Source organism: Caldalkalibacillus thermarum (genome assembly GCF_014644735.1).
Lineage (GTDB): Bacteria > Bacillota > Bacilli > Caldalkalibacillales > Caldalkalibacillaceae > Caldalkalibacillus > Caldalkalibacillus thermarum.
This window is the reverse complement of sequence record NZ_BMKZ01000005.1, coordinates 25,069-50,175: the sequence shown is the minus strand read 5'-3', so window position 1 is coordinate 50,175 and position 25,107 is coordinate 25,069. Positions and strand designations below refer to the sequence as shown.

General features: G+C 49.4%; 32 protein-coding genes and 1 other annotated feature. Of the genes, 2 read left to right on the top strand and 30 right to left on the bottom strand.

The genetic code is table 11. The features are described from left to right. Nucleotides 1-29: 29 nt before the first annotated feature. Nucleotides 30-290: a post-transcriptional regulator gene (locus tag IEW48_RS03305; RefSeq protein ID WP_007506363.1), complete on the bottom strand. Its 261-nt coding sequence runs from the start codon at nucleotides 288-290 to the stop codon at nucleotides 30-32. Between the two features lie 29 nt (nucleotides 291-319). Next, nucleotides 320-823: a COG2426 family protein gene (locus tag IEW48_RS03300; protein ID WP_007506362.1), complete on the bottom strand. Its 504-nt coding sequence runs from the start codon at nucleotides 821-823 to the stop codon at nucleotides 320-322. 103 nt (nucleotides 824-926) lie between these two features. Between IEW48_RS03300 and spoVB the strand changes: the two genes are divergently transcribed. Next, nucleotides 927-2,516 carry a stage V sporulation protein B gene (gene spoVB, locus IEW48_RS03295; RefSeq protein ID WP_188622564.1) on the top strand — a complete coding sequence of 530 codons (1,590 nt, stop codon included), beginning with the start codon at nucleotides 927-929 and terminating at the stop codon, nucleotides 2,514-2,516. A 7-nt stretch (nucleotides 2,517-2,523) separates the two neighbouring features. Here spoVB and IEW48_RS03290 read toward each other — a convergent pair whose 3' ends face one another. Beyond that, the gene (locus IEW48_RS03290; RefSeq protein ID WP_188622563.1) at nucleotides 2,524-3,216 is read right to left on the bottom strand and encodes a DUF421 domain-containing protein; all 693 of its coding nucleotides are present in this window, start codon (nucleotides 3,214-3,216) and stop codon (nucleotides 2,524-2,526) included. Nucleotides 3,217-3,379: 163 nt separating this feature from the next. On the opposite strand from IEW48_RS03290, the gene IEW48_RS03285 reads away from it, so the two are divergent. Then, nucleotides 3,380-3,757 (top strand): TIGR04086 family membrane protein, encoded by a 378-nt coding sequence (locus IEW48_RS03285; protein WP_188622562.1) that lies wholly within the window; start codon nucleotides 3,380-3,382, stop codon nucleotides 3,755-3,757. Nucleotides 3,758-3,840: 83 nt separating this feature from the next. On the opposite strand, the gene yajC is transcribed toward IEW48_RS03285, so the two are convergent. From yajC to mreC, 27 genes are all read right to left on the bottom strand, one after another. Next, a complete protein-coding gene (yajC, locus tag IEW48_RS03280) occupies nucleotides 3,841-4,110 on the bottom strand; it encodes a preprotein translocase subunit YajC (RefSeq protein WP_188622561.1) in 270 nt (89 codons plus the stop codon). A gap of 114 nt (nucleotides 4,111-4,224) precedes the next feature. Continuing rightward, the gene (gene tgt, locus IEW48_RS03275) at nucleotides 4,225-5,361 is read right to left on the bottom strand and encodes a tRNA guanosine(34) transglycosylase Tgt (protein ID WP_188622560.1); all 1,137 of its coding nucleotides are present in this window, start codon (nucleotides 5,359-5,361) and stop codon (nucleotides 4,225-4,227) included. 65 nt (nucleotides 5,362-5,426) lie between these two features. Continuing rightward, nucleotides 5,427-6,455 carry a tRNA preQ1(34) S-adenosylmethionine ribosyltransferase-isomerase QueA gene (gene queA, locus IEW48_RS03270; RefSeq protein ID WP_007506355.1) on the bottom strand — a complete coding sequence of 343 codons (1,029 nt, stop codon included), beginning with the start codon at nucleotides 6,453-6,455 and terminating at the stop codon, nucleotides 5,427-5,429. Between the two features lie 37 nt (nucleotides 6,456-6,492). After that, nucleotides 6,493-7,494 carry a Holliday junction branch migration DNA helicase RuvB gene (gene ruvB, locus IEW48_RS03265; protein WP_188622559.1) on the bottom strand — a complete coding sequence of 334 codons (1,002 nt, stop codon included), beginning with the start codon at nucleotides 7,492-7,494 and terminating at the stop codon, nucleotides 6,493-6,495. A gap of 37 nt (nucleotides 7,495-7,531) precedes the next feature. Then, a complete protein-coding gene (gene ruvA, locus IEW48_RS03260) occupies nucleotides 7,532-8,167 on the bottom strand; it encodes a Holliday junction branch migration protein RuvA (protein ID WP_188622558.1) in 636 nt (211 codons plus the stop codon). Next, on the bottom strand, nucleotides 8,164-8,670 hold the full coding sequence (ruvC, locus tag IEW48_RS03255) for a crossover junction endodeoxyribonuclease RuvC (protein ID WP_007506352.1): 507 nt from the start codon (nucleotides 8,668-8,670) through the stop codon (nucleotides 8,164-8,166). Before ruvC ends, ruvA begins: the two co-directional genes overlap by 4 nt. A gap of 133 nt (nucleotides 8,671-8,803) precedes the next feature. Continuing rightward, on the bottom strand, nucleotides 8,804-9,199 hold the full coding sequence (locus tag IEW48_RS03250) for a BofC C-terminal domain-containing protein (RefSeq protein ID WP_188622557.1): 396 nt from the start codon (nucleotides 9,197-9,199) through the stop codon (nucleotides 8,804-8,806). A gap of 82 nt (nucleotides 9,200-9,281) precedes the next feature. After that, nucleotides 9,282-10,007 carry a YebC/PmpR family DNA-binding transcriptional regulator gene (locus IEW48_RS03245; protein ID WP_188622556.1) on the bottom strand — a complete coding sequence of 242 codons (726 nt, stop codon included), beginning with the start codon at nucleotides 10,005-10,007 and terminating at the stop codon, nucleotides 9,282-9,284. A gap of 175 nt (nucleotides 10,008-10,182) precedes the next feature. Then, entirely contained in the window at nucleotides 10,183-10,926 is a 744-nt protein-coding gene (locus IEW48_RS03240; protein WP_188622555.1) for a YhcN/YlaJ family sporulation lipoprotein, read from the bottom strand. Between the two features lie 111 nt (nucleotides 10,927-11,037). Further along, nucleotides 11,038-11,781, bottom strand: coding sequence for an NAD(+) synthase (gene nadE / locus IEW48_RS03235; RefSeq protein WP_188622601.1), 744 nt, complete (start codon nucleotides 11,779-11,781; stop codon nucleotides 11,038-11,040). Between the two features lie 54 nt (nucleotides 11,782-11,835). Then, a complete protein-coding gene (locus IEW48_RS03230) occupies nucleotides 11,836-12,846 on the bottom strand; it encodes a phosphotransferase (protein WP_188622554.1) in 1,011 nt (336 codons plus the stop codon). Between the two features lie 81 nt (nucleotides 12,847-12,927). Further along, on the bottom strand, nucleotides 12,928-13,815 hold the full coding sequence (safA, locus tag IEW48_RS03225; RefSeq protein WP_188622553.1) for a SafA/ExsA family spore coat assembly protein: 888 nt from the start codon (nucleotides 13,813-13,815) through the stop codon (nucleotides 12,928-12,930). 139 nt (nucleotides 13,816-13,954) lie between these two features. Continuing rightward, entirely contained in the window at nucleotides 13,955-14,416 is a 462-nt protein-coding gene (gene thrR, locus IEW48_RS03220; protein WP_007506345.1) for a transcriptional regulator ThrR, read from the bottom strand. 146 nt (nucleotides 14,417-14,562) lie between these two features. After that, complete coding sequence (locus IEW48_RS03215; protein WP_188622552.1) at nucleotides 14,563-15,273, bottom strand: gamma-glutamyl-gamma-aminobutyrate hydrolase family protein; 711 nt, start codon at nucleotides 15,271-15,273, stop codon at nucleotides 14,563-14,565. A gap of 61 nt (nucleotides 15,274-15,334) precedes the next feature. Further along, nucleotides 15,335-16,618 carry a GTPase ObgE gene (gene obgE / locus IEW48_RS03210; protein WP_188622551.1) on the bottom strand — a complete coding sequence of 428 codons (1,284 nt, stop codon included), beginning with the start codon at nucleotides 16,616-16,618 and terminating at the stop codon, nucleotides 15,335-15,337. A 20-nt stretch (nucleotides 16,619-16,638) separates the two neighbouring features. Further along, nucleotides 16,639-17,244, bottom strand: coding sequence for a Spo0B domain-containing protein (locus IEW48_RS03205; protein WP_188622550.1), 606 nt, complete (start codon nucleotides 17,242-17,244; stop codon nucleotides 16,639-16,641). Between the two features lie 167 nt (nucleotides 17,245-17,411). Continuing rightward, nucleotides 17,412-17,696 carry a 50S ribosomal protein L27 gene (gene rpmA / locus IEW48_RS03200; protein WP_007506340.1) on the bottom strand — a complete coding sequence of 95 codons (285 nt, stop codon included), beginning with the start codon at nucleotides 17,694-17,696 and terminating at the stop codon, nucleotides 17,412-17,414. 36 nt (nucleotides 17,697-17,732) lie between these two features. Next, nucleotides 17,733-18,077 carry a ribosomal-processing cysteine protease Prp gene (locus IEW48_RS03195; protein WP_007506339.1) on the bottom strand — a complete coding sequence of 115 codons (345 nt, stop codon included), beginning with the start codon at nucleotides 18,075-18,077 and terminating at the stop codon, nucleotides 17,733-17,735. Between the two features lie 20 nt (nucleotides 18,078-18,097). Next, a complete protein-coding gene (gene rplU / locus IEW48_RS03190) occupies nucleotides 18,098-18,409 on the bottom strand; it encodes a 50S ribosomal protein L21 (RefSeq protein ID WP_007506338.1) in 312 nt (103 codons plus the stop codon). A gap of 12 nt (nucleotides 18,410-18,421) precedes the next feature. Further along, nucleotides 18,422-18,490 (bottom strand) — a sequence feature (ribosomal protein L21 leader region). A gap of 57 nt (nucleotides 18,491-18,547) precedes the next feature. After that, nucleotides 18,548-19,813 (bottom strand): Rne/Rng family ribonuclease, encoded by a 1,266-nt coding sequence (locus IEW48_RS03185; RefSeq protein ID WP_188622549.1) that lies wholly within the window; start codon nucleotides 19,811-19,813, stop codon nucleotides 18,548-18,550. Nucleotides 19,814-19,893: 80 nt separating this feature from the next. Further along, entirely contained in the window at nucleotides 19,894-20,745 is an 852-nt protein-coding gene (locus tag IEW48_RS03180) for a M50 family metallopeptidase (RefSeq protein ID WP_188622548.1), read from the bottom strand. Further along, nucleotides 20,738-21,493, bottom strand: coding sequence for a M23 family metallopeptidase (locus tag IEW48_RS03175; protein WP_188622547.1), 756 nt, complete (start codon nucleotides 21,491-21,493; stop codon nucleotides 20,738-20,740). The genes IEW48_RS03180 and IEW48_RS03175 overlap by 8 nt, the downstream gene beginning before the upstream one ends. A 224-nt stretch (nucleotides 21,494-21,717) precedes the next feature. Next, nucleotides 21,718-22,005 (bottom strand): hypothetical protein, encoded by a 288-nt coding sequence (locus IEW48_RS03170; RefSeq protein WP_007506330.1) that lies wholly within the window; start codon nucleotides 22,003-22,005, stop codon nucleotides 21,718-21,720. A gap of 104 nt (nucleotides 22,006-22,109) precedes the next feature. Continuing rightward, nucleotides 22,110-22,907: a septum site-determining protein MinD gene (minD, locus tag IEW48_RS03165; RefSeq protein ID WP_188622546.1), complete on the bottom strand. Its 798-nt coding sequence runs from the start codon at nucleotides 22,905-22,907 to the stop codon at nucleotides 22,110-22,112. A 47-nt stretch (nucleotides 22,908-22,954) separates the two neighbouring features. Beyond that, nucleotides 22,955-23,638 carry a septum site-determining protein MinC gene (gene minC / locus IEW48_RS03160; RefSeq protein ID WP_188622545.1) on the bottom strand — a complete coding sequence of 228 codons (684 nt, stop codon included), beginning with the start codon at nucleotides 23,636-23,638 and terminating at the stop codon, nucleotides 22,955-22,957. A 62-nt stretch (nucleotides 23,639-23,700) separates the two neighbouring features. Then, entirely contained in the window at nucleotides 23,701-24,216 is a 516-nt protein-coding gene (gene mreD, locus IEW48_RS03155; RefSeq protein ID WP_188622544.1) for a rod shape-determining protein MreD, read from the bottom strand. Further along, the gene (gene mreC, locus IEW48_RS03150) at nucleotides 24,213-25,100 is read right to left on the bottom strand and encodes a rod shape-determining protein MreC (RefSeq protein WP_188622543.1); all 888 of its coding nucleotides are present in this window, start codon (nucleotides 25,098-25,100) and stop codon (nucleotides 24,213-24,215) included. The genes mreD and mreC overlap by 4 nt, the downstream gene beginning before the upstream one ends. Between the last annotated feature and the right edge of the window lie 7 nt (nucleotides 25,101-25,107).

Sequence of the window (25,107 nt, the reverse complement as noted above, 5' to 3'; positions counted from 1 at the left end):
GAGTGCCTCCTTCTTGTCCAATAGTTTCATTATAAAAGACTATTTTTTCCAAAGTCAATGCTTCCGCGATAGGCACCCATTGTCAGCCAGTTCATCAAGTCGGTCGCTTTGAGAGTATAGATGTCATTCACCAAACGGTAGAGAGGGGGCCACTCCCCTTTGTAATGGGAAGTGACACAATCCCAAATCTCATCCTTGGTCACCCCGGCATACCCCAACAGATGGAACTCATCCACTTTGCTTTGCAGAACCTCCTCCAGCTTTTCTTTCAGCAAGGAAGCCTTGTCCATCCGCCATCCCTCCCATAGATAAAAATGATTTAAAAGGGAAACGTCACAATTCCGTAGGCTGCACCGACTAAGAGGCCGGCCATCAAGACACCGGCCAAAATGGCACTGAAAGCGTAACTGAACCGGATATTAAACAAACTGGCAGCCACACAGGCGGTCCATGCTCCGGTTGTGGGCAAGGGAACAGCGGTAAACAAGATTAATCCCAACGCCCCGTAACGCTCTACCTTTTCACTTTTGTGCATGGTGCGCCTGTACAGCCAGTGATAAAAGCGGGCATACCAGCGAAACCGCATCAGGATCTCGCTTAAGGGGCGAAATAAAAGCAAGAGCGGAATCACCGGCAGCATATTGCCCACCACACTGAGCCAGTATCCCTTCCAAAAAGACATCCCGTTGGCCAAGGCAACGGGCAGCCCGGCTCTTAATTCCAAAATGGGAAAGCTGCTGATCACAATCACAATGATTTCCGCTGGCAAGGCATCAAGTGCATTGGTGATAAAAGAGATGAGTTGGTCCTTCAGTTCGCTCATGCTAAACCCCTTTTCTTACTTTTGGTCATGCTCTCAGTCCCTTCTAGCATATAGATAGTTTTAAAAAAGGACAAGAGTTTTTTTGAAAGAAGGGACCAGAGGAATGGGCAAACAAAGTTTTATTCAAGGTGCAATCATTCTCATCCTGGCAGGTTTTGTTACTAAACTATTAGGGTTTGTCAACAGAATTGTGATGGCCCGTATATTAGGGCCTGAAGGTGTCGGCTTATATATGATGGCCGTTCCCATTTTAATTTTGGTCATTACACTGACCAGGTTGGGGCTGCCCGTAGCCATCTCTAAACTGGTGGCTGAAGCGGAAGCACAAGGGGATCGCCTCCGCATCAAACGCATTCTCGTTGTTTCTCTGGCCATCACCGCCATCTTAAGCGTCATCTTTACGGTGCTCACCATTCTGGGGGCCAAAATGATCTCATCCTGGTTTTTGACAGACGAACGGGCGTACTGGCCACTGATTGCGATTACACCCATCATCCCCATTGTGGCCATCTCCTCTGTGATAAAAGGGTATTTTCAAGGCAGACAAAACATGCGCCCTTCGGCCTACGCCCAGGTGATTGAACAGGTGGTGCGCATCAGTCTGGTTGTCTTGCTGTCCACGATGCTTTTGCCTTACGGGCTTGAATTTGCGGCAGCAGGAGCCATGATAAGTGTGGTCATCGGCGAAGCTGCTGCCCTCATCTACCTGTTAACCACTTTTAAATATAGTAAAAGAAAAAAAGAATTCAGAATCCGCACCGGATTTTTTGCCCAATTGCAAAAAGGGAAAGAAACTTTGCAAGATTTGTTGCGCATCGGCTTACCGGCTACAGGCAGCGGATTGATTGGTTCCTTGTCCTGGACATTTGAGCCAATCCTTGTGGCCCAAAGCCTGGCAATAGCGGGAGTGGCCACTTCCGTCGCCACAGCACAGTATGGATTGCTGTCCGGCTATGCCATTCCATTAGTCATGTTACCCATGTTTATCACATATTCGCTGTCTGTTTCGCTGGTTCCTGCCATCAGCGAGGCCCGGGCAAGGCATAATTACGCCCTGATTCACCGCCGTCTGTACCAAGCCCTGCGCATTGCCTTGATTTGCGGGGCCCCCAGCACGGTGATCATGTTCTTTTTTGCCGGACCGTTAACGACCGTGATCTATGACACCCCGGAGGCAGCAAAATTTTTGCAGCTGTTGGCCCCCTTCTTTCTGCTGTTGTATTTTCAAGGTCCTCTGCAAGCTGCCTTGCAAGGATTGGATTTGGCTAAAACAGCCATGATGAATACCTTATATGGCGCTATGATTAAAATGATCGCCATTGTCTTTCTGGCCTCCCGTCCCAGCCTGGGGATTTACGGAGCAGCTCTGGCCATTAATATCAACGTGTGTCTGGTCACCTTGCTTCATTTCTTCTCCATTGTGAAAGTGATGAAGGGTTTTTCCATTCATGTGCAAGATATCGTTAAAACAGGCCTGGCCATGGCGATGATGGCTGCGGGAGGCGTGTACGGTTTTGACTGGCTGCAAAGGGAGCTGGGCCTGTCCTTGCTGTGGGCGTTAGTGCTTACCTTATTATTCGCTGGCTGGCTTTATTTTCTTTCCCTGATCGCTTTAAAAATGGTGGGCCGGCAAGATATGGAGCGCATACCCATCATTGGCAAACATATTGCGCCTATTTTTCCCAGACGTTGAACAAGGCTTACTTTCTGCGTTGATCTTTCAAGTCGATATACAAGACACCATCCGTATCCAGGCTGCAGAAGGAAACATCTTTAAGGCGGGAGATACCGGTTCGCTTTTTAACTTGTTGTTTTAACCACAGCACATTGCGTCCAATTTTGTTCAGGTTGTCTTCATTGACTTCCCCGTCTTCAATTAAAATGACAGGCCGCTCCACTTTGCGCACAGGCAAATTCAGATCCTTTTTTGTCACTTGTTTTTCCTCTTCCCGCGGAATGACCGTGAGTTTGCCTGTAGGCTCAAGGATGGCAAACTCCACCTGGCTTAAGGAATAAATATTTTTTTCACGCAGTTGCATGAGCAAGTCATTCAGGTTATACCGCTGTTTTTTCATCTCTTCCTCCCGGATTTGCCCATTTTCTATCAGCACGGAAGGTTTACCGTCCACAATTTCACGGATTGTTTTGGATTTCAATGAAATGTAAGATAAGCCAATTTGGGTCAGAAACAGAACCACGATAGGAACTAAACTGAAAAAAAGGGGAACATCAAAATGTTCCACCGCCAGCACAGCCAGATCAGCGATCATAATCGATACCACCAGGTCAAAGATCGACAATTTGCCGATTTCTCTTTTGCCCATCATACGCATGACCAACAGAATAAAGAAATAGACAAAAAGGGTGCGCAGCACCAGTGCCACCAAATCCATAAGAAGTCCTCCCACCAACACCTCGTGACTTCGCGTCCGTCCTGTTCTACCCGTTAGTTTTTCACTCTGAATTCAATTTTTCCGTGCTAAATTGTGGGACAGGTGAATATCTTGTACCAAAACCTGTGTTCTGAAGTCTGACTTGCAGAAAGGAGTTTTCTGTATGGAAAATATTTCGCTGCGCCCCGTGTTGACAGGTTTGTTAACCATTATCGTGATCCTGCTGAGCCTCAGCCTGATTTTTTCCCTTGTGCTCCACTTTACCTCTCTTCCGGAAACCACACTGCAATGGTTTTTGATGCCAACCACACTTGTGACCGTGTTGATCGGCGGCCTGATCGCAGGCTATCAATCCGGGCAGAAAGGCTGGTACTTCGGCGGACTGACTGGACTGGGTTTCATTCTCTTGTCCTGGCTGCTGTCTTATTTAGGCTACGAGACCCCAATAAGCGTGTATACTTTGCTTCAGTATTCCAGCTTTCTGTTGATTGCCATGCTGGGAGGCATCATTGGGGTGAATTTAAGCCCCCAAAGGAAATAAGCCAAAAGGCCGTACAGCAAAAAACCCTCACCTGCTATGGATCCTTCCCAGGTGAGGGATTTGTACTTACTTATGTATGCTGTTTACTTGTCATCATTGACCACCGCATTGACAGCGCTGCGCTCAAATGTCAAACGCACATTGTCGGCCACTTTGAGGATCACTTTTTCTTCAGTCAAATCCACAATGGTACCGTGCAAGCCACCGATGGTGATCACCTTGTCTCCCCGTTGCAAATTGGCCAGCATCTGATTACGCTCCCGCTGGCGCTTTTGCTGCGGCCGGATCAAGAGAAAATAAAAAATCGCAAACATTAAGGCCAGTGGCAACAAAAAGCCCATCAATTCTTGCATCATACTCACTCCTTTCAATGATCTGTTTCGTTATGCTCTCTATTGTATAAGAACTCGAGAGGCCAGACAAGACCGGTCTTCCACAACGGCTGGCAGGGGACAAGAGGCCTTTTTTTAAAATGGGCGGGCACCAGGCCGGTTGAACCCGTATTTCTCAAAAAACTGCTCCCTGAAATCAAGCAGGGAATCGTTTCTGATCGCCTCTTTTATATTTTCCATCAATCGCAGTAAAAAGTAAAGGTTATGGTAAGTGGTCAGGCGGAAGCCAAACGTTTCATTACACTTGATCAGATGGCGGATATAAGCCCGGGTGTAGTTCCGGCAAGTGTAACAGTCACATTCCGGGTCCAGGGGACGGAAATCACGGGCATACTGGGCGTTGCGCACGACCAGGCGCCCCTGGCTGGTCATGGTTGTCCCGTTGCGGGCTATCCGGGTAGGCAAGACACAATCAAACATGTCAATCCCCCTGATTACCCCGTCAATCAGGGCATCGGGCGAGCCAACCCCCATCAGATACCGGGGTTTGTCAGCAGGCAAGAGGGGGGTCGTCTCCTCCAGTATCTGATTCATCACCTCTTTCGGTTCCCCGACGCTTAAACCGCCCACAGCATAGCCGGGAAAACCGAGGGAAGTAATCTCTTTGACACTCTGTGCCCGTAAGTCCGGATACATTCCCCCTTGCACAATCCCGAACAGGGCCTGATCGTGGGGACGCTGATGGGCCTTCAGGCAGCGCTCAGCCCAGCGGGTCGTCCGCTCCAGAGACGCTTTGACATAGTCCCGGTCGGCCGGATACGGCGCACACTCATCAAAGGCCATAATAATGTCAGCCCCCAGGTCGTTTTGGATCTGCGTGGCTTTTTCTGGAGAGATGAACAACTTTTCTCCGCTGATATGGTTACGGAAGTGAACGCCTTCTTCTTCAATCTGCCGCAGTTTGCTTAAGCTAAACACCTGGAATCCGCCACTGTCAGTCAAAATGGGGCGGTCCCAATTCATAAAGGCGTGCAAGCCGCCCGCTTCACGGACAATATCTTCCCCCGGGCGAAGATACAAGTGATAGGTGTTACTGAGAATAATCTGGGCATTCATCTCTTTCAGCTCTTCAGGACTCATCGTCTTCACCGTAGCCAGAGTCCCAACCGGCATAAAGACCGGAGTTTCAATAGTGCCGTGAGGCGTATGCAGGCGCCCCAGGCGGGCCCCGCTTTGCTTACAAGTTTTTATCAGTTCATATCTGACAGCCATTTTGACCTCCTGCTTCACTGTGCACTTGTTCTTGGTGTACTTTGCTGTGAGCTGTGTGGTACGCTTTACAAAATGAGCATTGCATCGCCAAAGCTGAAAAAACGGTAACGCTGTTTAACGGCTTCCCGATAGGCCTGCATAATGGTTTCCTTACCGGCAAAAGCGCTGACCAGCATGATCAATGTCGATTTAGGCAGGTGAAAATTGGTCAGCATGCCGTCAATGGCTTGAAAACGGAAACCGGGATAAATAAAAATATCCGTCCAGCCCGAACAAGCCCCAAAACGTCCGTTTTGAGCGCGAACCACCGTCTCCAAAGTGCGCACGGAAGTGGTGCCTACGGCGATGATGCGCCGCCCTTCCGCTTTGGCCTGATTAAGTACCTGTGCTGTCTCTTGGGGCATCTGAAAAAATTCAGCATGCATCTGGTGTTCTTCCACACGCTCTGCCTGCACCGGACGGAAGGTGCCCAATCCAACATGAAGGGTAATATAGGTCAAGATAACTCCTTTATCTTCCAAGGCCTGCAAAATAGCAGGAGTAAAATGCAAACCGGCTGTGGGAGCGGCCGCTGACCCCTCATGCCGGGCATAGACCGTTTGGTAACGGTCAGGATCATCCAACTGCTCCTTGATGTATGGGGGAAGGGGCATCTGGCCCAGTTCAGCCAAAATTTCTTGGAAGATGCCCTGATACTCAAAGCGGATATAACGGCCTCCGGCATCAGTCACTCCCGTGCAGACCGCCCGCAACCTGCCGTCACCAAAACGCAAGGTGACACCGGGCTTGACCCGCTTGGCCGGTTTGACCAATGTTTCCCAACTATCCCCTTCTATCTGCTTGAGCAGCAAAACTTCCACCTTGGCCCCCGTTTCCTCTTTGACCCCCAACAGCCGTGCCGGCATCACCTTGGTGTCATTGAGGACCAGCACATCACCAGCCGTTAACAGCTGCACAATATCAGTAAACTGGTGATGGAAAATAGCGCCCGTTTGCCTGTCTAGATGGAGCAAGCGGGAACTGGCCCGGTCCGGTAAAGGTTTTTGGGCAATTAATTCTTCCGGCAACTCAAAATCAAATTCATCCACTCTCATGGTGCATACTCCTTTCCCAGCGCTTCCTATCTTGCGCTCATCGTTCAGGGGGCTCCAGATTAAAGTGCTCATAAGCACGGGGCGTGACAATCCGTCCCCGGGGGGTGCGCTGCAAAAACCCGATCTGCATCAAATACGGCTCATACACATCTTCTATGGTGTCCACTTCTTCCCCAATCATGGCCGCAATAGTTTCCACCCCCACCGGGCCCCCTTTAAAATGGTGGATAATCACTTGTAAATACTGGTGGTCAATATGGTCTAAACCATAAGCATCCACTTGCAACTTTTCCAAGGCGCTAAGGGTCACCTCTTCGGTGATCACGCCATCACCCATCACCTGGGCAAAATCACGGATCCGTTTCAGCAAACGGTTGGCAATACGGGGAGTGCCCCGGGAACGGCGGGCAATCTCCCGGGCGGCATTGCCGCGGATCTCTACCTGTAAAAGATCAGCGGCACGGGTGATTATCAAGCTCAATTCATCCACCGAATAATATTGGAGCCGGCTCACCACCCCAAACCGGTCGCGCAACGGAGAGGAGAGCTGTCCTGCCCTTGTTGTCGCCCCCACCAGGGTAAACGGGGGAAGATCAAGCCTGACTGAACGGGCACTGGGCCCTTTGCCTATCATGATGTCCAAGCAATAATCTTCCATGGCCGGGTACAGGATCTCTTCCACACTGCGGTGCAAACGGTGAATTTCATCAATAAACAGCACATCCCCTTGCTCCAAATTGGTGAGAATGGCGGCCAAATCACCAGCCCGCTCAATTGCCGGCCCTGATGTGGTGTACAGTTTGACGCCCAATTCGTTGGCAATAATATGGCACAGGGTTGTTTTGCCCAATCCCGGCGGCCCATATAACAACACATGGTCCAAAGCCTCTTTGCGCATTTTGGCCGCTTCAATAAACACTTTCAGGTTTTCCTTCACTTGGGTCTGGCCGATGTATTCTTGCAAATTTCGGGGACGTAAACTAAATTCCACTTCTTGATCTTGTTCGGTCATATGGGAGGTTATGATCCGCTCCTCCATTCCACCCAACTCCCATAAAAAAATTAGCACCTAGAGGTTAGTCCATCAGCAATTTCAGGCCGCGTTTAATCACCGCTTCTGTGGGTTCACCTGCTTCGGCATGCTGCTTCAGTTCAGGAAGTATCCGTCTGACCTCACTTTCTCCATAACCAAGCGCTTGTAAAGCGGCCAGCGTTTCCTCCAACACTGTGTTTTGTTCTGTGTGCCCCCGTTCAGGCCTGCTGTGTTGGTTTGGCTGGAGGTGGTCTGCCGTCACATTTTCACGGGTCACAAACTCATCCACTTTATCTTTCAAATCGACAATCAACCGCTGGGCTGTTTTTTTACCAATCCCAGGAAACTTGGTTAAAAAGGCCAAATCCTCATTTTGGATGGCCCATGCGATTTGTGCCGGGCTGGCCGTCGCTACAAGGGCCAGAGCAGCTTTGGGACCCACACCGGACACTTGCAACAGCTTTTCAAACAGGGTGCGTTCCTGGCGTGTCCTGAAGCCATACAGGGCAAGCGCATCCTCCCTGACATACTGGTAGGTATAGATGCGTACGTCTTCTCCTTCATGCCGGCGATACTGAAAAGGGTTGCCGGTGATGACCTGATAGCCGATTCCCCCTGTCTCGACCACAATAAAGTGAACATCCACATGGGTCAGCTTGCCTTGAATATAATCGATCATAATTTCAGCCCCTTTTTGAGCAGTTGCCCGCTCAACTGGGCCGAATGGGCATGGCAAATGGCCACAGCCAAGGCATCAGCTGCATCGTCAGGTTGGGGACGCTGGCTGAGCCCCAGCAACATTTTAACCATTTCCTGAACCTGCCTCTTCTCGGCCACCCCATAGCCGACCACCGCTTGTTTGACCTGAAGCGGCGTATATTCTTCAACCGGTACACCGGCCTCTTCAGCAGCCAAAAGCATCACCCCTCTGGCCTGTCCGACCGTAAAAGCGGTGGTGACATTACGGTTAAAAAACAACTTCTCGATGACCAGCACCTCAGGCTGAAAATCGGCCAATAGGGAGGTCAGGCCGTCATAGATTTTTTTCAGGCGCGCCGGCGTGGTTAAGTCAGGCTTGGTTGTAATTGTGCCAAAGTCCAGCGCTTTAAGCTGCCTGCCCTCTTTTTTGACAACCGCATAGCCCACGATGGCAATCCCCGGGTCGATTCCCATGATAATCAATCCGTTTCCTCCCATATCCCTGCATAGTCATCAACAGCTTGCATCAGTTCTCTATGTCCGTTGACGAACATATATTCCATACATCTTCAGTATTGTACCATATTTTGCCCAAGCAAAAAAGCCACAGAGTGAATTAATACTCTGCAGCAAAGGGTTTAAAGGTGGCAAGCACCGCTTCGTAATCCTCTGCGTTATAGACCCGGATGCCTGTCTTCAATTTTTGTAGTTCAGACTCAGGCAATTCCGATTTTAACAACTCTGTGTCAATGTGAAAGAAAGTTTCAATAACCTGGTTCTCTTCCGGGGGACCATGGTACAAGGTTAACACGCCCTCTTCGGATAAGCCGAAAAAGAGCTGTTCATAAGAGATGACCTCCAGGGTTTCGTTGTTAGACATCACTTGCTGGGTTTCATCATCAGTCCCGGTTAACATGACTGCATAGACCGTTAAACAAAGGAGAATGGCGGCAAGAGCAATAAGGCCTTTTCTGCTGCGTAACAACCTCTTCAGTTTTCTCCAGATGGACATTGAAAAAAACCCCTTTGTCAACTGGTTTTTTCTCATTATCTCCAGCTTGGCCAAGGGGTATACATGCTCCAGTCGGACTTGGCTACCAGTCTACATTGGTATATACGTTTTGCACATCATCACTGTCTTCCAAGGCGTCAATTAACTTCATGACCTGCTCTTTTTGCTCATCATTCAGTTGGACAGTGGTCGTCGGCAGCATGGTGATCTGTGTTTCAGCAAGCGGAATTTGTTTCGTTTCCAAAGCCTGCTTTACCGTTTCATAATCGCCTGGTGCTGTCACCACTTCATAAGCATCGTCTTCCACCCGCAGATCTTCCGCGCCGGCTTCAATCGCCAAAAGCATCAGGTCATCTTCTCCAAGGGGAGCCGCTTCTTTATCCACAACAATCAGCCCTTTGCGCTCGAACAAATAGGCCACACACCCGCTTTCACCCAGGTTGCCGCCATGCTTGTTGAACAAATGGCGCACCTCTGCAGCCGAGCGGTTACGGTTGTCCGTTAACACGTCAACCATGATGGCCACACCATGGGGACCATATCCTTCATAAACAATCTCCTCATAAGTAAGCCCTTCAACGTCCCCCGTTGCTTTCTTAATCGTGCGCTGAATATTATCGTTAGGCATGTTGGCCTGCTTTGCTTTGTGCAATGCCATGCGCAAGCGGGGATTTTGATCGGGGTCCGGTCCCCCGTTTTTCACCGCAGCATAAATTTCCTTTGAAATTTTGGTGAAAATTTTGGCTCGTTTTGCATCCTGTCTTTCTTTACGATGCTGTATATTTTTCCATTTGGAATGTCCAGCCATAAACCTTCCCTCCGTCGTCCATAGATTCTCTTATAATTTAAATCGTGCAGCCATCTTTTGCAACTCTCCCTCTCTTTATAACCGCTTGCCCTTCGTTTACTGGCTGTTGTTCATGGGACACGCAAAAAAGAGCAGGTAAACATCACCTGCTCCTCACTCATCCTTACAAAGGAGGTTATCGTCTGAAAGGTTCGGTGACAGCACGCCCGACATCTTGAATCATGTCACCAAGATCGCGGACAAAGTTGCCAATAGGCTGTCCATCACGCAGAGCGCGATTAATTTCACCCAACCGGTTAAACTGGTCACGATCCGTGATGATATGGATCTCTTTTCCTCTGACTTGATCCCTTAAAACCGACTCAACGCGGGACTCAAGCTCCTGTTCGTTTTGACCCCGTTCAGGCTGCACGCCAACAATGACGTCATCTTCATATACGATGACTTCAGCATTGCGCACGCCCTGGATATTTTGACAACGGTCAGCCAAACGCTGTGCTAAGCGCAAATCAGGATGGGCAAAGCGGTCGGTCCGTCCAACGCCGGTTGGGCCGCCTATGTCGGTGACACCATCACGATCCCTCAGTCTGAGATCTCCCCTCATCCAATCATAGCCAAGGGTACGATCACGCGGACCTAGGGGATCACCATACCGTTCAAACATGCCGCGCTCACCATAGCGGTGATATTGTCTTAACCCTCTCAGGCCTGTATCATCATAGCGGCCAAATTGACGGTTACGGGTAAAACCGCCCCACATATCTTGCCGGTTGGCATCAAAACCACGGACATCCTGCCTCGCTTCTTGACGGTCAGGAACACGGTAGCCTTCATAACTCATATCGTCGTCGGCTGGCGCGCAGGCAACAGCTGCTGAAATGGTCAAGGCCATGGTTAAACCTAGGGCTAATTTTTTCATTAGAAAGCACCTCCTTCACCCTTTATCATGGGGAGCAAGAGGTGCTTTTAGTCCCGTTAAGATTAACCTTTTTTATGAAATGATGTTAGATCCTTTGCCCAAAAGATCTGCCTATTTGAAAACAGGCGGTTTGGGAGGCATCTGCCGCTTATGGGCTGAGCGCTTATGCAGGCGCTCAATCATCTGGCGGTCTTTTTCCGGAATTTCCTTGCCCTCTAAGTAACGGTCCACCATCTCATAGGTGGTCCCCATTTCCTCTTCATCCGTTTGCCCCGGCCACAACCCGGCAGTAGGCGCTTTATTAATAATGTGTTCCGGAACCCCAACATAGGCGGCCCAACGCCGCACTTCTCCTTTGGTTAAGTTGGCCAGGGGCACACAGTCCACACCGCCGTCACCGTATTTAGTAAAATATCCCAGGTGCCACTCTGCTGCATTATCTGTTCCCACAACTAAATAGTTATAATTCTGGGCCAAAAGATACAACGTGCTCATGCGCAACCGCGCTTTCAAATTGGCCAGGCTTAACCGCTCCTTTTCCCCGTTCCATTCACCTTGGTTTTCAAGCTCCTGCTTAACGGTTTGGGACAATGTCCGAAAGGTGGGCGTCAAGTCGATTTCCACATGTTTCAACTTAGCTGCCTTCACCACGGTTAAGGCATCTTCACGGTCTTGAGGGTTGCTGTCACAGGGTAAAATAACCCCTAAAGAGTGATCGGGAAAAGCTTTTTTAATCAAAAAGGCGGTTAAAGCAGAATCAACGCCTCCACTTACGCCCACCAACAGGCCGGTCGCTCCGGCGTTTTTGGCCAGCGCTTTTAACCAGTCCACGGTAAACTCGATTTTCTTGTCCAACATTCATAATACCCCTTTGGTCTCATATTCATTTAATTCTCGTTTTGGTTTACTTTATTTTACCATAGCCAGACAACGTTGGACAAATGTTCTGCGGCGGTCCCAGTTTTGTTCCAGCTCCTGAAAATAGCGGTACACCTGTTGCGGATGGAAGTTGGCCTCCCGGCGCCAAACACCAAGCCACTTTCTGAATACATCATGGGGAAAAACAAGAAGCAAGAAAACCAGGCGTTTTTGCTCTTTCGGCACCGGAAAAACATGTTCGTAATGGGATAACAGTTGTTTCACTGCATCATACTCCCATCTGGCAGAGGGCAAAACCATGTTAAAAAATTGGACCACATCCACAAGGGGAGGGGCGTAAGCCACCCGGTCATAATCAATCACATAAAAATAACGATCATCAATCACTAAAAAATTGTGCGGGGCAATATCCAGATGGGCGATTTGCCGTTCCCATTGGGCCTCTTCTTCTAAATAAAGCATATAAGCTTGCGGAAACGCATCAAGGGTGCGTTCCGCCCACTCCAAGGCTTCACCTGCCATACGGCTAACCACCTGCAACAGACCATCCTGGTTTTTCCTCCGCGGTAAATCTCGAAATGAGTGCTTAAACTGAACATAACGTTCGTGCCAATCGGCATAGAGTTTTGATTGAACCGGAACGGCGGGTTGGCGTCCAAATATTCCCCCGCCTTGCCGGTGAAAATAAGCGAGCAACCTGAGACTGTTTTGCACATGGGAGGCGTGATTGAGATCGATGGATTTACCCGGTATGAAGGGCATCACACCGTACATGCGCCCCTCGAATTCGTTAATCACAGAACGATGTTTATTGGGCAGAAAAGGCACAACACCCCTTGTTTCCTTGTCCAACAACTGCTGTATACAGCGGTGCTGCCAGCCTAACAGGTTGGCATCCCTGAAAAACTTGACCACAAAACAATCGGCATCTGTAACAGCCGCATAAACATGGTGAGGGCGAATCACATCTAGCGTTTTAATCCTTTTTCCATATCCCTTATAAAAAGACTGTTTGAAGTGTTTCAGTTCCGATTCGTTCATGCTTCACCCTCCCAAGCCTCTCCTTGATTTCATCATATTAAAAAGAGAAGCAAAAAATGCTTCTCTTGCCTGACTGCCCAGTTAGTCCTCCCGTTGTCCATCGGCAGCATTCATTTCCTGGGGCATATAAGTCCCGTGCGTATGACCGCCATAAGGCGGCATACTATATGGCTTGGGATGCCCAGGGGCTTGCGGCAGCATCCAATAAGGGGCAGCGGGATGACAGCCTGGAGGATGATAGACCGGACCACAGTGTGGCCATTTGGGGTACATGGGTTTAGCCGCAGGGAAGTATGCCGGGTATGGATAGAATGGTTCATGTTTAGGAGCAGGCGGCGGTGGGACTGGTTTCACCTTTGCCTTCGGCTTCACTTCTTCCACCGGTATTTTTTTCGGTTCAGCAGGCTTTTTAGGTTCAAATTTGGGTGGTTTGGGTTCAGGTTTAACTGGGGGATGATACACAGGCATCTGGATTGGCTGCTGGTACATATGGACGGGCTGCTGTTGGATCTGGTACATGGGGTTGAAGTGGGTTTGCTGCATCTGATTAAGATGGGCCATATCCAGTTCAATTTTAATTTGATTGATCACTTCCGGCTTTTCTTCCAGCAACAACTTTTTCAAGACATGGGGTGCTGCCTTTTTAAGCAACGCTTTCAGCAATTCGTAATCTTTTTCTTTCGGCACTTCTTTCGGCACTTCTACCTTCACTTCAGACTTAGGTACTTCTTTGGGCTTGACCTCAGGCTCAGGCACTGTTATGGGCTTTTCTTTCACCACATGTTTTGGAGCCGGGGCTGGTTTTTTAGCCTGCACCGGTCCGACAGGAATTTTCACTTTCATTCCGGGCAGAAGCTGGTCTGGATGGGCTAAATGGGTGTTCACCTGCTTCAGTTTTTCAAAGTCTACACCATATTTTTCGGCCAATTTCCACAATGTATCCCCTTTTTGGACAATATGAATCTTCACGAGCATTTCCCTCCTCTATAACTCAGTCTCTACATCTTATGCATGAGTGGGCGGTTTGCTCATGATTTTTTTATCCTGTTAACCGCCAAGAGGAGGGACAGGGTTATACTAAGCACGATGAAAGGTGAATGCCAACGGGTTAAGTTTCCTGGCCAATAATCATCACCTTTTGGACGCCATCCAGCCCTTTTAATCCTTCAGCCAATTGGGTGGCGTCCATATCCATTTGGGCTGTATCAATGGACAAAATGACGTGGGCCAGACCTTGCAAGGGAATAGATTGATTAATGGTCAAAATATTGCCTCTGTTTTGGGCAATGTAGCTTAACATGCGGGACAATACCCCAGTCCGGTGTTCCAAATTGACAGATATGGTTATAATCTTCTGCTTCATGGCCGCATTAAAAGGAAAAATGGCATCCTTGTATTTATAAAAGGCACTGCGGCTCAGTTTAACCCTCTCCACCGCTTCCTGAATCGAGTGAACCACACCGGTTTCTAAAAGCTTTTTGGCTTCGATGGTTTTTTGCATCGATTCTGGCAAGATGTCGGCACGTATCAGGTAAAAGGTATCTTTATCTCGAGTGTTGTGCACAGCCATGTACGGCGTCCTCCCCACATATACATTTGTCTTTCTAAAATTATACAGTATTTTTGCTTCAGACACACGGTCATATTTTGGTATGTTAGATGAAATGGAGCGGAAATGGAGCGAATGATCAAAAATTGCTAAAATAACACCTATTATCAGGCTTGCCTAGCGGCATGGACAAACGCTCTGAACAGCTTTAGTGCATCCTGGTCCCCTTGCACCGCCATACATTCCGGGTGCCATTGAATGCCCAGGATAAAGCGGTGACACTTGCTTTCAAACGCTTCAATTACGCCATCACTGGCCCAGCCGCTCACTTCAAAACCTTGTGCCGGACGGCGGATAGCCTGGTGGTGAAAACTGTTCACCTTGATCCGTTCTTTGCCGATAATGGAAAATAACAGGGAGTTTTGCTCAATCTGCACATAATGGGAGGCATGGGCTCTGGGCGCAAGCTGGGTATGCTGCAAAATCTTTTGATTGTGCTGGGCCCCAATATCCTGGTACATGTCGCCTCCCGCAGCAACATTTAAGATTTGGCAGCCCCGGCAAATGGCTAAAACAGGTTTGTTTTGTTCTAAAAACAGACGGATCAAATGGTATTCAAAAAAATCTCGCCGGGGCGTGATCGTCCCCAGCTTGGGATGGGGCTCCTCTCCAAACAAGGTGGGGTCAATGTCTCCTCCCCCTGTCAGTAACAATCCATCCAACTCTCTGGCCATCTCCGGGATACAGGACGCATCCCACAGGTTGGGCAAGAGAAACGGAAGCCCCCCCGCTTGAACCACTGCATCCACATTATCCTGTGACAGTGTGATCTTCCGTTCCCCTTCCAATCCTGTGGTAATGCCGATTTTGACGCTCATCCTCTCTCCCCTTTGCTTAAGTCTCACCTAGACAGCACCGTGCTGGGACGCTTACCCGCACTTAATCGATAAATTCAAATTCATAGTCTAAAATACGCACCGTATCACCGTCAGTGGCCCCCAGCCTGCGCAATTCATCGTCAACCCCCATCTTGCGCAAAATGCGGGCAAAACGCCGGGCGCCTTCCTCATAGTTGAAGTTAGTCATTTTTAACAACCGCTCAATTTTTTCGCCCTCTACAACAAAGACGTCATTTTCACGATAAACACGAAAATCTGGTTGTTCTTCTTCATACATATACGTCACATGGGCTTCATCTTCTCGGGGCGTAAGCAGGAAAGCATCTTCTGGAATCGTCTCTAACAATTCATAAATGGCATAGACCAGCTCCTTGACCCCTTGTTTCGTCACGGCAGAAATGGGATAGACAGGAATGTCATCAGCCAGTTTCCGGCGAAACGCCTGCAGGTTCTCTTCCGCTCCAGGAAGATCCATCTTATTGGCTGCAATAATCTGGGGGCGTTCTTCCAAACGGTAGTCATACAGCTTTAACTCGTTATTAATGGTTGTATAGTCTTCATAGGGGTCCCGCCCTTCACTGCCAGCCATGTCGATGACGTGGACAATCACCCGCGTGCGCTCAATATGGCGCAAAAACTGGTGACCCAGTCCAACCCCTTGATGGGCGCCTTCAATTAATCCGGGGAGATCGGCCATCACAAAGCTTTTCATGTCGTCCACCCTGACCACGCCCAGATTAGGGGCGAGCGTCGTAAAGTGATAATCGGCGATCTTGGGCTTGGCAGCCGAAACAACGGAAAGCAGTGTAGATTTCCCCACGCTAGGAAAACCAACCAGTCCCACATCAGCCAGCACCTTCAGCTCCAGCGTCAGCCGTTTTTCTTCTCCTGGCTCCCCGTTTTCAGCAATATATGGCGCGGGATTGCTGGGCGTGGCAAAGCGAATGTTGCCTCGTCCACCCCGCCCCCCTTGGGCTACGACAACGCGTTGGCCGTGTTTAACAAGGTCAGCGATCACTTGGCCGCTTTCTTCATCTTTGACCAGCGTTCCCGGAGGTACCTTGATCACAAGATCCGGGGCACCTTTGCCGTGCTGTCCCTTGGAACGCCCGTTTTCACCGTTTTTAGCTTTAAAATGTTTGTTATAACGGAAATCCATTAAAGTGTTCAATCCTTCGTCCACCTCGAGGACAACATCTCCCCCTTTGCCGCCATCCCCTCCAGCCGGACCGCCGTGAGGCACATATTTTTCACGGCGAAAAGCGACCATCCCGTTTCCGCCGTCTCCGCCTTTGACATAAATGGACACCACATCTACAAACATCCCTGCTCACCTCAATCTTTTTACCTAACACTTGCCCATGGACAAATGATTTCTAGCGTCAGTTGCTGTTCAGTCTGGACTTTTTCCACTAGTTTACCCTGGCAGCGCAGCACCTTATCCTGTAACTCTAAGAGGTGGCGGCAACCGATATCCGGGGCCCAGTTTCCCCGGTAGTCACACATGACAGACAGGCAATGGTCGTCACCTTCAAACAACAGATACAGCTGGGGAGGTTTTTCAAATGGAACCAGTTTGCATCCCGTTTCCACCAGCTCAATCAGCCGGTGGACAAGGTGAAAGGCGTGGGGATGTTCCCGGCCGATCTGGCGCATCTGTTCCGCTTCCAGATTCACTTCTACGTCCAAGTGCAGCTTATGGTCCCGCTGATAATTGTAAGTTAACAGCAAATAAGCCAACTCAGGATCTCCCAGTTGGGACAACAAAGATTCCTGGTGTGCCTGCAGGGTCATGTGATCGATATAACGCTGGACATCAGCCAAACGGCCCAGCTGGACATAGCTCTTGACCATCTGGATATGATTGAGCATGTCATGGCGGTAGTGGCGCAGATGGTCAATGATCTTTTTTTTGATCTCCCGCTCATCCTTATTTGTCACTGGATTCACTCTAATCTCCTCCTGCGGGCGCCGGACTGGCCATTTGAACGTGGTTCATTTACCAATATGTTCATATGCCATATTATAAAATATAAACTATTAAACGAAAACCAAAAGCCCAGCAGCTGTGCTGGGCTTCCCTGATGTCATTTAAAGTTGTTGCCGGACCTTTCCCATTATTGGGCAACAGGGTAAACACTCACTTTCTTACGGTCACGTCCAAGACGTTCAAACTTAACAACCCCGTCTGCTGTAGCAAAAAGGGTGTCGTCTCCCCCTTTGGCCACGTTAAGGCCGGGGTAAATTCTTGTACCGCGTTGACGAACCAAAATGTTGCCGGCACGCACCATTTGACCATCGGCACGCTTCACACCCAGACGTTTGGAAATGGAATCACGGCCGTTTTTGGTGCTGCCCACCCCTTTTTTCTGAGCAAAGAACTGCAAATTCATTTTCAGCATGTCCGTCACCCCCTCACAGTTGTTGTTCTGTCTGATTCACCTGTTTGCCAAGTGTACCGTTAGCTTGACATAGTCCCCGTAGTCGGCTTCCACAGACTGCAGAGAGAGGACCATCGCTTCAAGCAGCAGCTGAACTTTCTCTTGTGTCGCCTGATCATGAATGTCAGGAACGGCACAGTGGAGAAAGCCGTCCTTTTCCCTCATCTCGAGGGAAAGGGACAGATTCAGCAAGTGTTCAATGGCATTGATCGTGCCAAAGGTTAAAGCTGAAACAGCCGCACAGACAATATCTTCTCCTTTTTGGGCAAATCCGGCATGCCCGTGGAGGTTAAACGCGTCAATCGCTCCGTTTTGATCGCGATAAATGTGTATATTAATCACTGAACGTCACCATTTTCAGCTTAAGCATTGATTGACTCAATCTTCACTTTGGTATAGGGTTGACGGTGACCTTGTTTACGGCGGTAATTTTTCTTGGGCTTGTATTTGTAGACAATGATTTTTTTGCCCTTACCGTGCTCTAAAACTTTTCCTGTCACGGTTGCCCCGTCTACAGTGGGCGTGCCTACTTTTACTTCACCGTCTTTGTTGACGAGCAGTACAGTGTCAAAGGTTACTGTTTCCCCTTCAGCTGCGTTCAATTTTTCCACATATAATTCGGTTCCTTCTTCAACCTTGTACTGTTTCCCGCCTGTTTCGATAATCGCGTACATCTTTGCACCTCCTCTGCTACTCAGACTCGCCATTTAAGGTGACTAAGCTTAGAAACCTTAAATGTGCGGTTACAGTAGGCCTGGAGCGCACACTTGGCCTAAAACAATGATAATCATATCATGGATCGTGGTGATCTGTCAATATGGCTGCCGATTACCCTGTGTGTTGTTTTTCCCGCTCTCCTTTTTGACCCTTCCTCTTCCATGACACACCGAACAGGGACGGGTCCATCTGTGCCACAGGCTCTCCGTGGTTTTTTTCCTGGTCATCTCCACGAGTCCCAAAGCCGTATACCCCAGCACATGGGTTTCTTTGCGGTCAGCCTCTAGCGCTTTTTCCAGCGCTTTCAATACCTGTTGGCGCCCTTCTTCCCCTTTTAAATGAAGGAAGTCAATCACAATCATGCCGCCAATGTCCCGCAGGCGGATTTGTCTGGCCAATTCCTGCGCCGCTTCCAGATTAACCAGTAATGCGGTTTGTTCCCAATGATCCTGACCTGTACAGCGCCCGGTGTTGACGTCGATCACCGTTAAAGTTTCCGTCTCCTCAATGACCAGGTAGCCCCCGCTCTTTAACCACACTTTGCGTTGAAACAATGTGTTTATTTCTTCTGAGACACCACAGGCTTCAAACAAAGACTTCTCTGCAGAGCATAATGAAAGGGTCACATGCTTTAGCGGCTGCAGCTTTTTTTCTAACCTGGCATAGAGCCGTTGATCATTGATCAGGCACTCTGTCGGCCCGGGGCTTACAAGGTGGCTGACCACCTGCTCCAGGAGGCCCTCCTGTTCAGCAATCAGGCACGGTGCCTCCCGCTGGCTGGCCGTGTGCTTCACATTGACCCAGGTCTGCCGCAACCGCTCCCCCTCTTTGGCCAAGGTGTCTGTGTCTATCTCCTGGGCAGCCGTGCGCAAAATGAGACCTTCCTTCTCCTGCAGCCAACCTTCTCCCCAGGCCGACAACCGCCTGAGCTGGTTACTGTCTGTGATCCGCCTGGAAAACTTCAGCTGCCCGCCATAAGGCAAATAAATCAGATAGGGGCCCACAAGCTTAATGTTGGCAGTGACCTTGGGGCCTTTAGCATCCCTACCTTCCTTCTTAACCTGCACCAGAAGCGTTTCGCCACGCTTCACCAAACCGGTGATATCCAACGGCTCTCCCCCGTGTTCCGCTTGTTGAACGGCTAAAAGATCCTCTTTCTGTAAATAGGCTGGCTTAGAAAGACCAATGTCCACAAAACAAGCATCCAGCCCCGGCAGCACATCTATGATCCGTCCTTTGTATATGGCGCCTGTTCTTTGTTCACCATCGGTTTCAGCCAGATATTCTGCCAGCCGGCCATTTTCGAGCACAGCCACTTCTGTCTTGGTCCCTTCTCTCTGGATGACTACTGTCCGCCTCAATGCGGCCCCCCCATTCCCTTTTGATGCCCATCATCTACTGCCTCTCCTACAGCAGTAATGGTTTTGGATATGATTACATTTTACCGAAAAACGTCCCCTACCGCACGATGACCGCCGTAACCGTTAAAAAAACAATGCAAGAGTTCTTGTTCACTCAGCACATTTTCCACTTTGCCTCCTGGGGTGATCAGGCAAAAATAATGGCGCTTATGGCGAAACATATGCTCAAGGGCTTCATTGATGCTGTGCTGGGGAGACAAGGCGACGCTTAACACATCCAGATCATTAAGCTCATCACGCTGATGCTGCTTTTGTCTCTCCAGCAAAAAGCGCATAAATTGATAGGGGGCCTGCTTCCATTCCATCCACTGGGAAATAAACAGAAACACGGCCATAACCCATAACGAGAAGTAATAAGGAAAAAAGAATATCACACCCAGAACATAGAAAACAAAACACCCTCCACTCACCAGCAGAGAGTGTTGAATCGCTTTTTTATACGGCAAGACCAGACTAAATCCCAACTGTAACAATTTTCCTCCATCCAGCGGCCACATGGGGAGCAAATTAAAGATGAGAATCACCAGGTTATATTCGATAAACACATAGCTAAAGGCCGGGCTCCACAGTTCCAACTTTAGAAACAGCCAGGCCACGATGATCATGATCACGTTCGTCAGCGGACCGGCAACAATCACCCAGCATTCTTCACGCGGCGATTTATTTCCATGTTCTTCTACCTCCACAACGCCGCCAAAAGGCAACAGTTCCACTTTTTTCAGGCGCCAGCCCAGGCTTAATGCGGTGCAAACATGACCCAGCTCATGAATGATCACAATCATGAACAACAGGAGCAGGTCATAGATAAATCCATGCAACAAAGCAAATAAAATCAGCACATAAAACACAGGGTGAACAGCAACTTTACTCAAAGGGGATCACGTCCAAGGGGTTTATAAACTCCGAATTTTTGCGCAGAGCGAAATAGAGGACACCAGCTTCCCGTCCATCCTGTACACTGGTTGTGCCAATCACTTCCCCTTGATTTACCCAGTCATACAGGTGTACATGAATGTCCTGCAGTTGTCCATACCAAGATTCTTCTCCCTGTCCGTGATCGATAATCACCACCTTGCCCAGCCCTTCTTTCTCGCCTACGTAGGTGACCCAACCTTCTTTGACCACTTCCACGTCCAGCGTAGTTCCCGTTTCCAACACAATCCCCTGTTGGTCTTGATTAAAGCCGGCCACAATCCGGGCCCCTGATACAGGCACAACATAATCGGACGACGGCGGAAGGGAGCTGTCATCTCTGGCAATTAACCGGGGAAGAAAACCCGGGGCTTGCCCAGTGAACGCCTCATACCAAGCCCATACGCCTTCAACATTAAAATCAAGGGTCATCACATCCCTGATCAACGTTTTGGCATCGGCCAGCTGGGGATGGTCCGTGTTCATAATCATCAGCACCGCCGTAAACAAGAGCATGGCACAGATGAGTTTAAACATCGGGGCGGAAGAGGCGCTGTTGGTCCGGGAAGAGGAGAGAGGAAACTGGGGCGGGATATCCCGCTCTTCCCGCAGGGGCAAAACTTGGAAACGGCGCTGTTTTGCTTTAAGCAAACGCAAACGTTCTTCCCGGCGCTTTTTCACTCCTTTTCTGTAATGTTTGACACTCACCGCTTGATCACTCCCCTTAGAGATCACTCAACCAGCTCATTAGGCTTTGTCCATCGTTACTAACTTATATGACTTGTCTATCCATGATATGCACCTTTTTGCTGCACAATGGCCCATAATTTTTATCCCCCCTGCAAAGAGATCTGTCCTCTCTTTTGCAGGGGGGATTAATGGTTGAACACCAGCCATTACCCGTGCCCGCCCATCCACAGCAGCAAACGGGTCTACTCCGGATGGCCCTCGGGATTTTTACGCAGCGGGTCAGCCTGGGGATAGGGACGGGTGGCCGCTTCGTGCAGTTGTTCGTCTTCATAGGAAAACCTGGGGTTCACTTCTTCTCCGGTATCCCAGCCGGACTGTTTGCCCAGGGTGCCTTCAAGGGGAAAGCCGTAGGGGCCTTCCGGAAATTCCTCCAGTGTGCGGGAGTGAAGGTTGTGATATTCAGTTGACAACGGGGTAAAAGGATTGTTCTCCCCCGCCTTTTCCATCGTCTTGCGTCTATTGTTGGACATAGAAAAAGCTCCTTTGCCTTAAGATGCTGTTTTATGGTTAGCATGCTTTAAAGCAAGGAGCGCTATACGTGCCAGGGCAAAATGTCTGCCACCGGACCCTTTGCTCAGGATCTGATGCCCAAAAGGCGTTTCACTCTGGACAATACCCCTTTTTCCTCCTCCAGCTTCATCAGGGGCACACTGTCACCCAATATGCGCCGGGCAATGTTACGGTAGGCGATGGCAGCCTTGGTATCTGGATTAATGACGATCGGTTCGCCCACATTGGCTGATTTGATCACCTGCTCATCATCGGGAACGATGCCCAGCAAATCGATGCCCAGGATGTTCACAATTTCATCAACGTCCAGCATTTCTCCCCGCTTCATCATCTGGGGCCGAATCCGGTTGACAATCAACCGGGGGCTTTCGATTTTGTAGGCTTCTAACAAGCCAATGATACGATCCGCATCGCGGACGGCAGACACTTCTGGTGTGGTGACGACAATGGCCCGGTCGGCACCGGCTACCGCATTTTTAAACCCCCGTTCAATTCCAGCCGGACAATCAATGATGACATAATCGTAATCCTGCTTCAATTCAGCAATGATTTTGCTCATTTGCTCAGGAGCAACCGCATCCTTGTCTTTGGTTTGGGCAGCCGGCAGCAAATACAGCTCTTCAAAACGCTTATCCTTAATTAAAGCCTGTTTCAAGCGGCAGTTCCCCTCGGCCACATCCACCAGATCATAAATGATCCGGTTTTCAAGCCCCATGACCACATCCAGATTGCGCAAACCGATATCTGTATCGACCAGACACACCATTTTGCCTTGTAACGCCAGAGCCGTTCCGATATTAGCCGAGGTGGTTGTTTTGCCCACTCCGCCTTTACCTGAAGTGATCACAATCGCTTCTCCCAACTTGACCCCTCCTCTTCACCTTGCCTCAACCTTTAGCTGTGCGGCTGTCAGGACGGCCGGTTCACCATTGATACACACAACGCTTTCAATTCAGGACGGATATGTACAAGCTGTTGCAGCTTAGCAATCGCAATTTGATCTCCGTTTACATGGGCAAATTCACGCCCTTTGTTTTCCGCTTCATCTGGGGGACGGCCGACAACCGAGGCAATGCGCAGTTGGGTGGGGCACAATACAGAGGCGGCAATAATGGCGCCCCTGTTCCCGTGCACACCAGCGTGGGCCATGCCTCGCAACGCACCTAACACAAAAATATGTCCCACTGCTTTGACACAACCACCGGGGTTGACGTCACCCAACACTAAAAGATGGCCTGGTGCTTCCACCACTTGACCGGAGCGGACGGTTTTGTAAACAACTTGGATGCCGGTTTCAGTCCGTGCCTGCTCCATCTCCTCTTTCAACACCACGAGACTCTCCATCTTGTCCACAACCAGGTTTCCTTGGGTGCGGATCAAGTCCCTTAACTCATTCCGTTGTTCATCTGTCAAATAACGGTAACCCAGGTGAAGGGTTACTCTCATCAAGGGACCGTCCAAAAACTGAGGATGATCCTGTAATTTATCTTGCAACTCTGCCAGCAGTTCCTCATAGGCACATGTATCATTCAGATAGAAGACCAGCCCATCTTTAGTTCCTTTAATGGTGACGTTCGATTTTGTGGCGTACATCCAAAGATCACCCCATGCAGAAACTATTCAACACCGCGCGTTAAAAATCCTGCTTGGCCCCGTTACTTTTCTTCTTCATTCTTCAGCTGGAGCAGAATGCTGCGGGCAGGGTAAGAAACAAGCAGGGCAAAAATCATATTGAGTACCAAAGTAGGGATCAATTTATCAAAAACGAACATATGCACGTCCATGGTGGTAAACTTAATGAGCGTCATTAGACCGTAGACCATAAATTCAAAAGCGACAAGGGCAACCAAAACGGTGAACCATATAAGAAAGATATTTTGCTGGAAAATACGGAACACCAAGCCGGCAAAATAGCCAATCAGAGCCATGCTGAAACCGTAAATCCCCACCACACTGCCATAGATGATATCGTAAAACAAACCAAACACGAGCCCCAAAAACAGTCCCTGCACCCGCCCTAAAAACAAGGCGGCAAAGATCAACATCACCACAACAAAACGGGGGACCATGGTTAAATGCAGGTCCCACCATCCAGCCGTAAACACTTGGGCCACCGTGCCTTCAAAAATGAGCAGGATAAAGATGATTAAGATAAAGAGAAAACGGGTCATCCCTCCGTTCCCTCCTTATCTTCATCCGGGCCGGGGATCTCTACGGGAGGAAGGGAAGACTGCTCCACCACGAAGACATAATCCAGATGATACAAGTTTGCAGCAGGCTCAACGAGGGCGGATTGGGTCAGGTCGTACTGGTCAGGCACAACCTCAACAATTTGACCGATGTACAACCCGCGGGGGTAAATCCCTCCCAGCCCAGACGTGACCACCGTTTGCCCTTCTTCAAGGGGCGCGTCTTTGGGGATTTTTTGAAATAACAGGGCTCCCCGCTCCAGGTCATACCCTTCAATCACCCCAAATATATTTTCATTGCCCTGCACGATGGCCGAGATGTGACTGACCCGGTTCACGTCGCTTAACAATTCAACCTGGGAAGTAAATTGGGAGACACTTTTGACCCGGCCAATCAACCCTTCGGTTGTGATCACTGCCATATTGGCTTTGACACCATGCTTGGCCCCCCGGTTAATGGTCACCTGTTGATACCAGCGGTCAGGCGAACGGCTGATTACTTCGGCGGCAATCAACTGATAGTCCCTTAAATTGGACTTCACGTCCAACATGCGCTTTAAACTCTCGTTCTCCAGTTCCAATTCACGTATTCTGGCCATTAATTTGGCATTTTCTTGTAAATTGGCCTTCAACCGTTGATTTTCAGAATAAAGCGTACGCCACTCATTAATCGTCTCAAAGAAACCCGCTACTTGACGAGCGGGTTTATAAGCGATGGATTGGAAAAAACCAAATGTGTCACGAATAAATTGTTCGCCCCAGGTCGGCTGGGGGCGTTCTTTCAAGGTGATACCCACGACCACAACCATCACAATCGTGCTTACCAACAGCACAATTAAGCGTCGATTGGAAAAAAAGGACGGCAACGTTATA

Coding starts and splice junctions, on each gene's coding strand:
- IEW48_RS03305 (WP_007506363.1), bottom strand. CDS start 290: ATGGACAAGGCTTCCTTGCTGAAAGAAAAGCTGGAGGAGGTTCTGCAA.
- IEW48_RS03300 (WP_007506362.1), bottom strand. CDS start 823: ATGAGCGAACTGAAGGACCAACTCATCTCTTTTATCACCAATGCACTT.
- spoVB (WP_188622564.1), top strand. CDS start 927: ATGGGCAAACAAAGTTTTATTCAAGGTGCAATCATTCTCATCCTGGCA.
- IEW48_RS03290 (WP_188622563.1), bottom strand. CDS start 3,216: ATGGATTTGGTGGCACTGGTGCTGCGCACCCTTTTTGTCTATTTCTTT.
- IEW48_RS03285 (WP_188622562.1), top strand. CDS start 3,380: ATGGAAAATATTTCGCTGCGCCCCGTGTTGACAGGTTTGTTAACCATT.
- yajC (WP_188622561.1), bottom strand. CDS start 4,110: ATGCAAGAATTGATGGGCTTTTTGTTGCCACTGGCCTTAATGTTTGCG.
- tgt (WP_188622560.1), bottom strand. CDS start 5,361: ATGGCTGTCAGATATGAACTGATAAAAACTTGTAAGCAAAGCGGGGCC.
- queA (WP_007506355.1), bottom strand. CDS start 6,455: ATGAGAGTGGATGAATTTGATTTTGAGTTGCCGGAAGAATTAATTGCC.
- ruvB (WP_188622559.1), bottom strand. CDS start 7,494: ATGGAGGAGCGGATCATAACCTCCCATATGACCGAACAAGATCAAGAA.
- ruvA (WP_188622558.1), bottom strand. CDS start 8,167: ATGATCGATTATATTCAAGGCAAGCTGACCCATGTGGATGTTCACTTT.
- IEW48_RS03250 (WP_188622557.1), bottom strand. CDS start 9,199: ATGTCCATCTGGAGAAAACTGAAGAGGTTGTTACGCAGCAGAAAAGGC.
- IEW48_RS03245 (WP_188622556.1), bottom strand. CDS start 10,007: ATGGCTGGACATTCCAAATGGAAAAATATACAGCATCGTAAAGAAAGA.
- IEW48_RS03240 (WP_188622555.1), bottom strand. CDS start 10,926: ATGAAAAAATTAGCCCTAGGTTTAACCATGGCCTTGACCATTTCAGCA.
- IEW48_RS03230 (WP_188622554.1), bottom strand. CDS start 12,846: ATGAACGAATCGGAACTGAAACACTTCAAACAGTCTTTTTATAAGGGA.
- thrR (WP_007506345.1), bottom strand. CDS start 14,416: ATGGCTGTGCACAACACTCGAGATAAAGATACCTTTTACCTGATACGT.
- IEW48_RS03215 (WP_188622552.1), bottom strand. CDS start 15,273: ATGAGCGTCAAAATCGGCATTACCACAGGATTGGAAGGGGAACGGAAG.
- obgE (WP_188622551.1), bottom strand. CDS start 16,618: ATGTTTGTAGATGTGGTGTCCATTTATGTCAAAGGCGGAGACGGCGGA.
- rpmA (WP_007506340.1), bottom strand. CDS start 17,696: ATGCTGAAAATGAATTTGCAGTTCTTTGCTCAGAAAAAAGGGGTGGGC.
- rplU (WP_007506338.1), bottom strand. CDS start 18,409: ATGTACGCGATTATCGAAACAGGCGGGAAACAGTACAAGGTTGAAGAA.
- IEW48_RS03170 (WP_007506330.1), bottom strand. CDS start 22,005: ATGTCCAACAATAGACGCAAGACGATGGAAAAGGCGGGGGAGAACAAT.
- minC (WP_188622545.1), bottom strand. CDS start 23,638: ATGTACGCCACAAAATCGAACGTCACCATTAAAGGAACTAAAGATGGG.
- mreD (WP_188622544.1), bottom strand. CDS start 24,216: ATGACCCGTTTTCTCTTTATCTTAATCATCTTTATCCTGCTCATTTTT.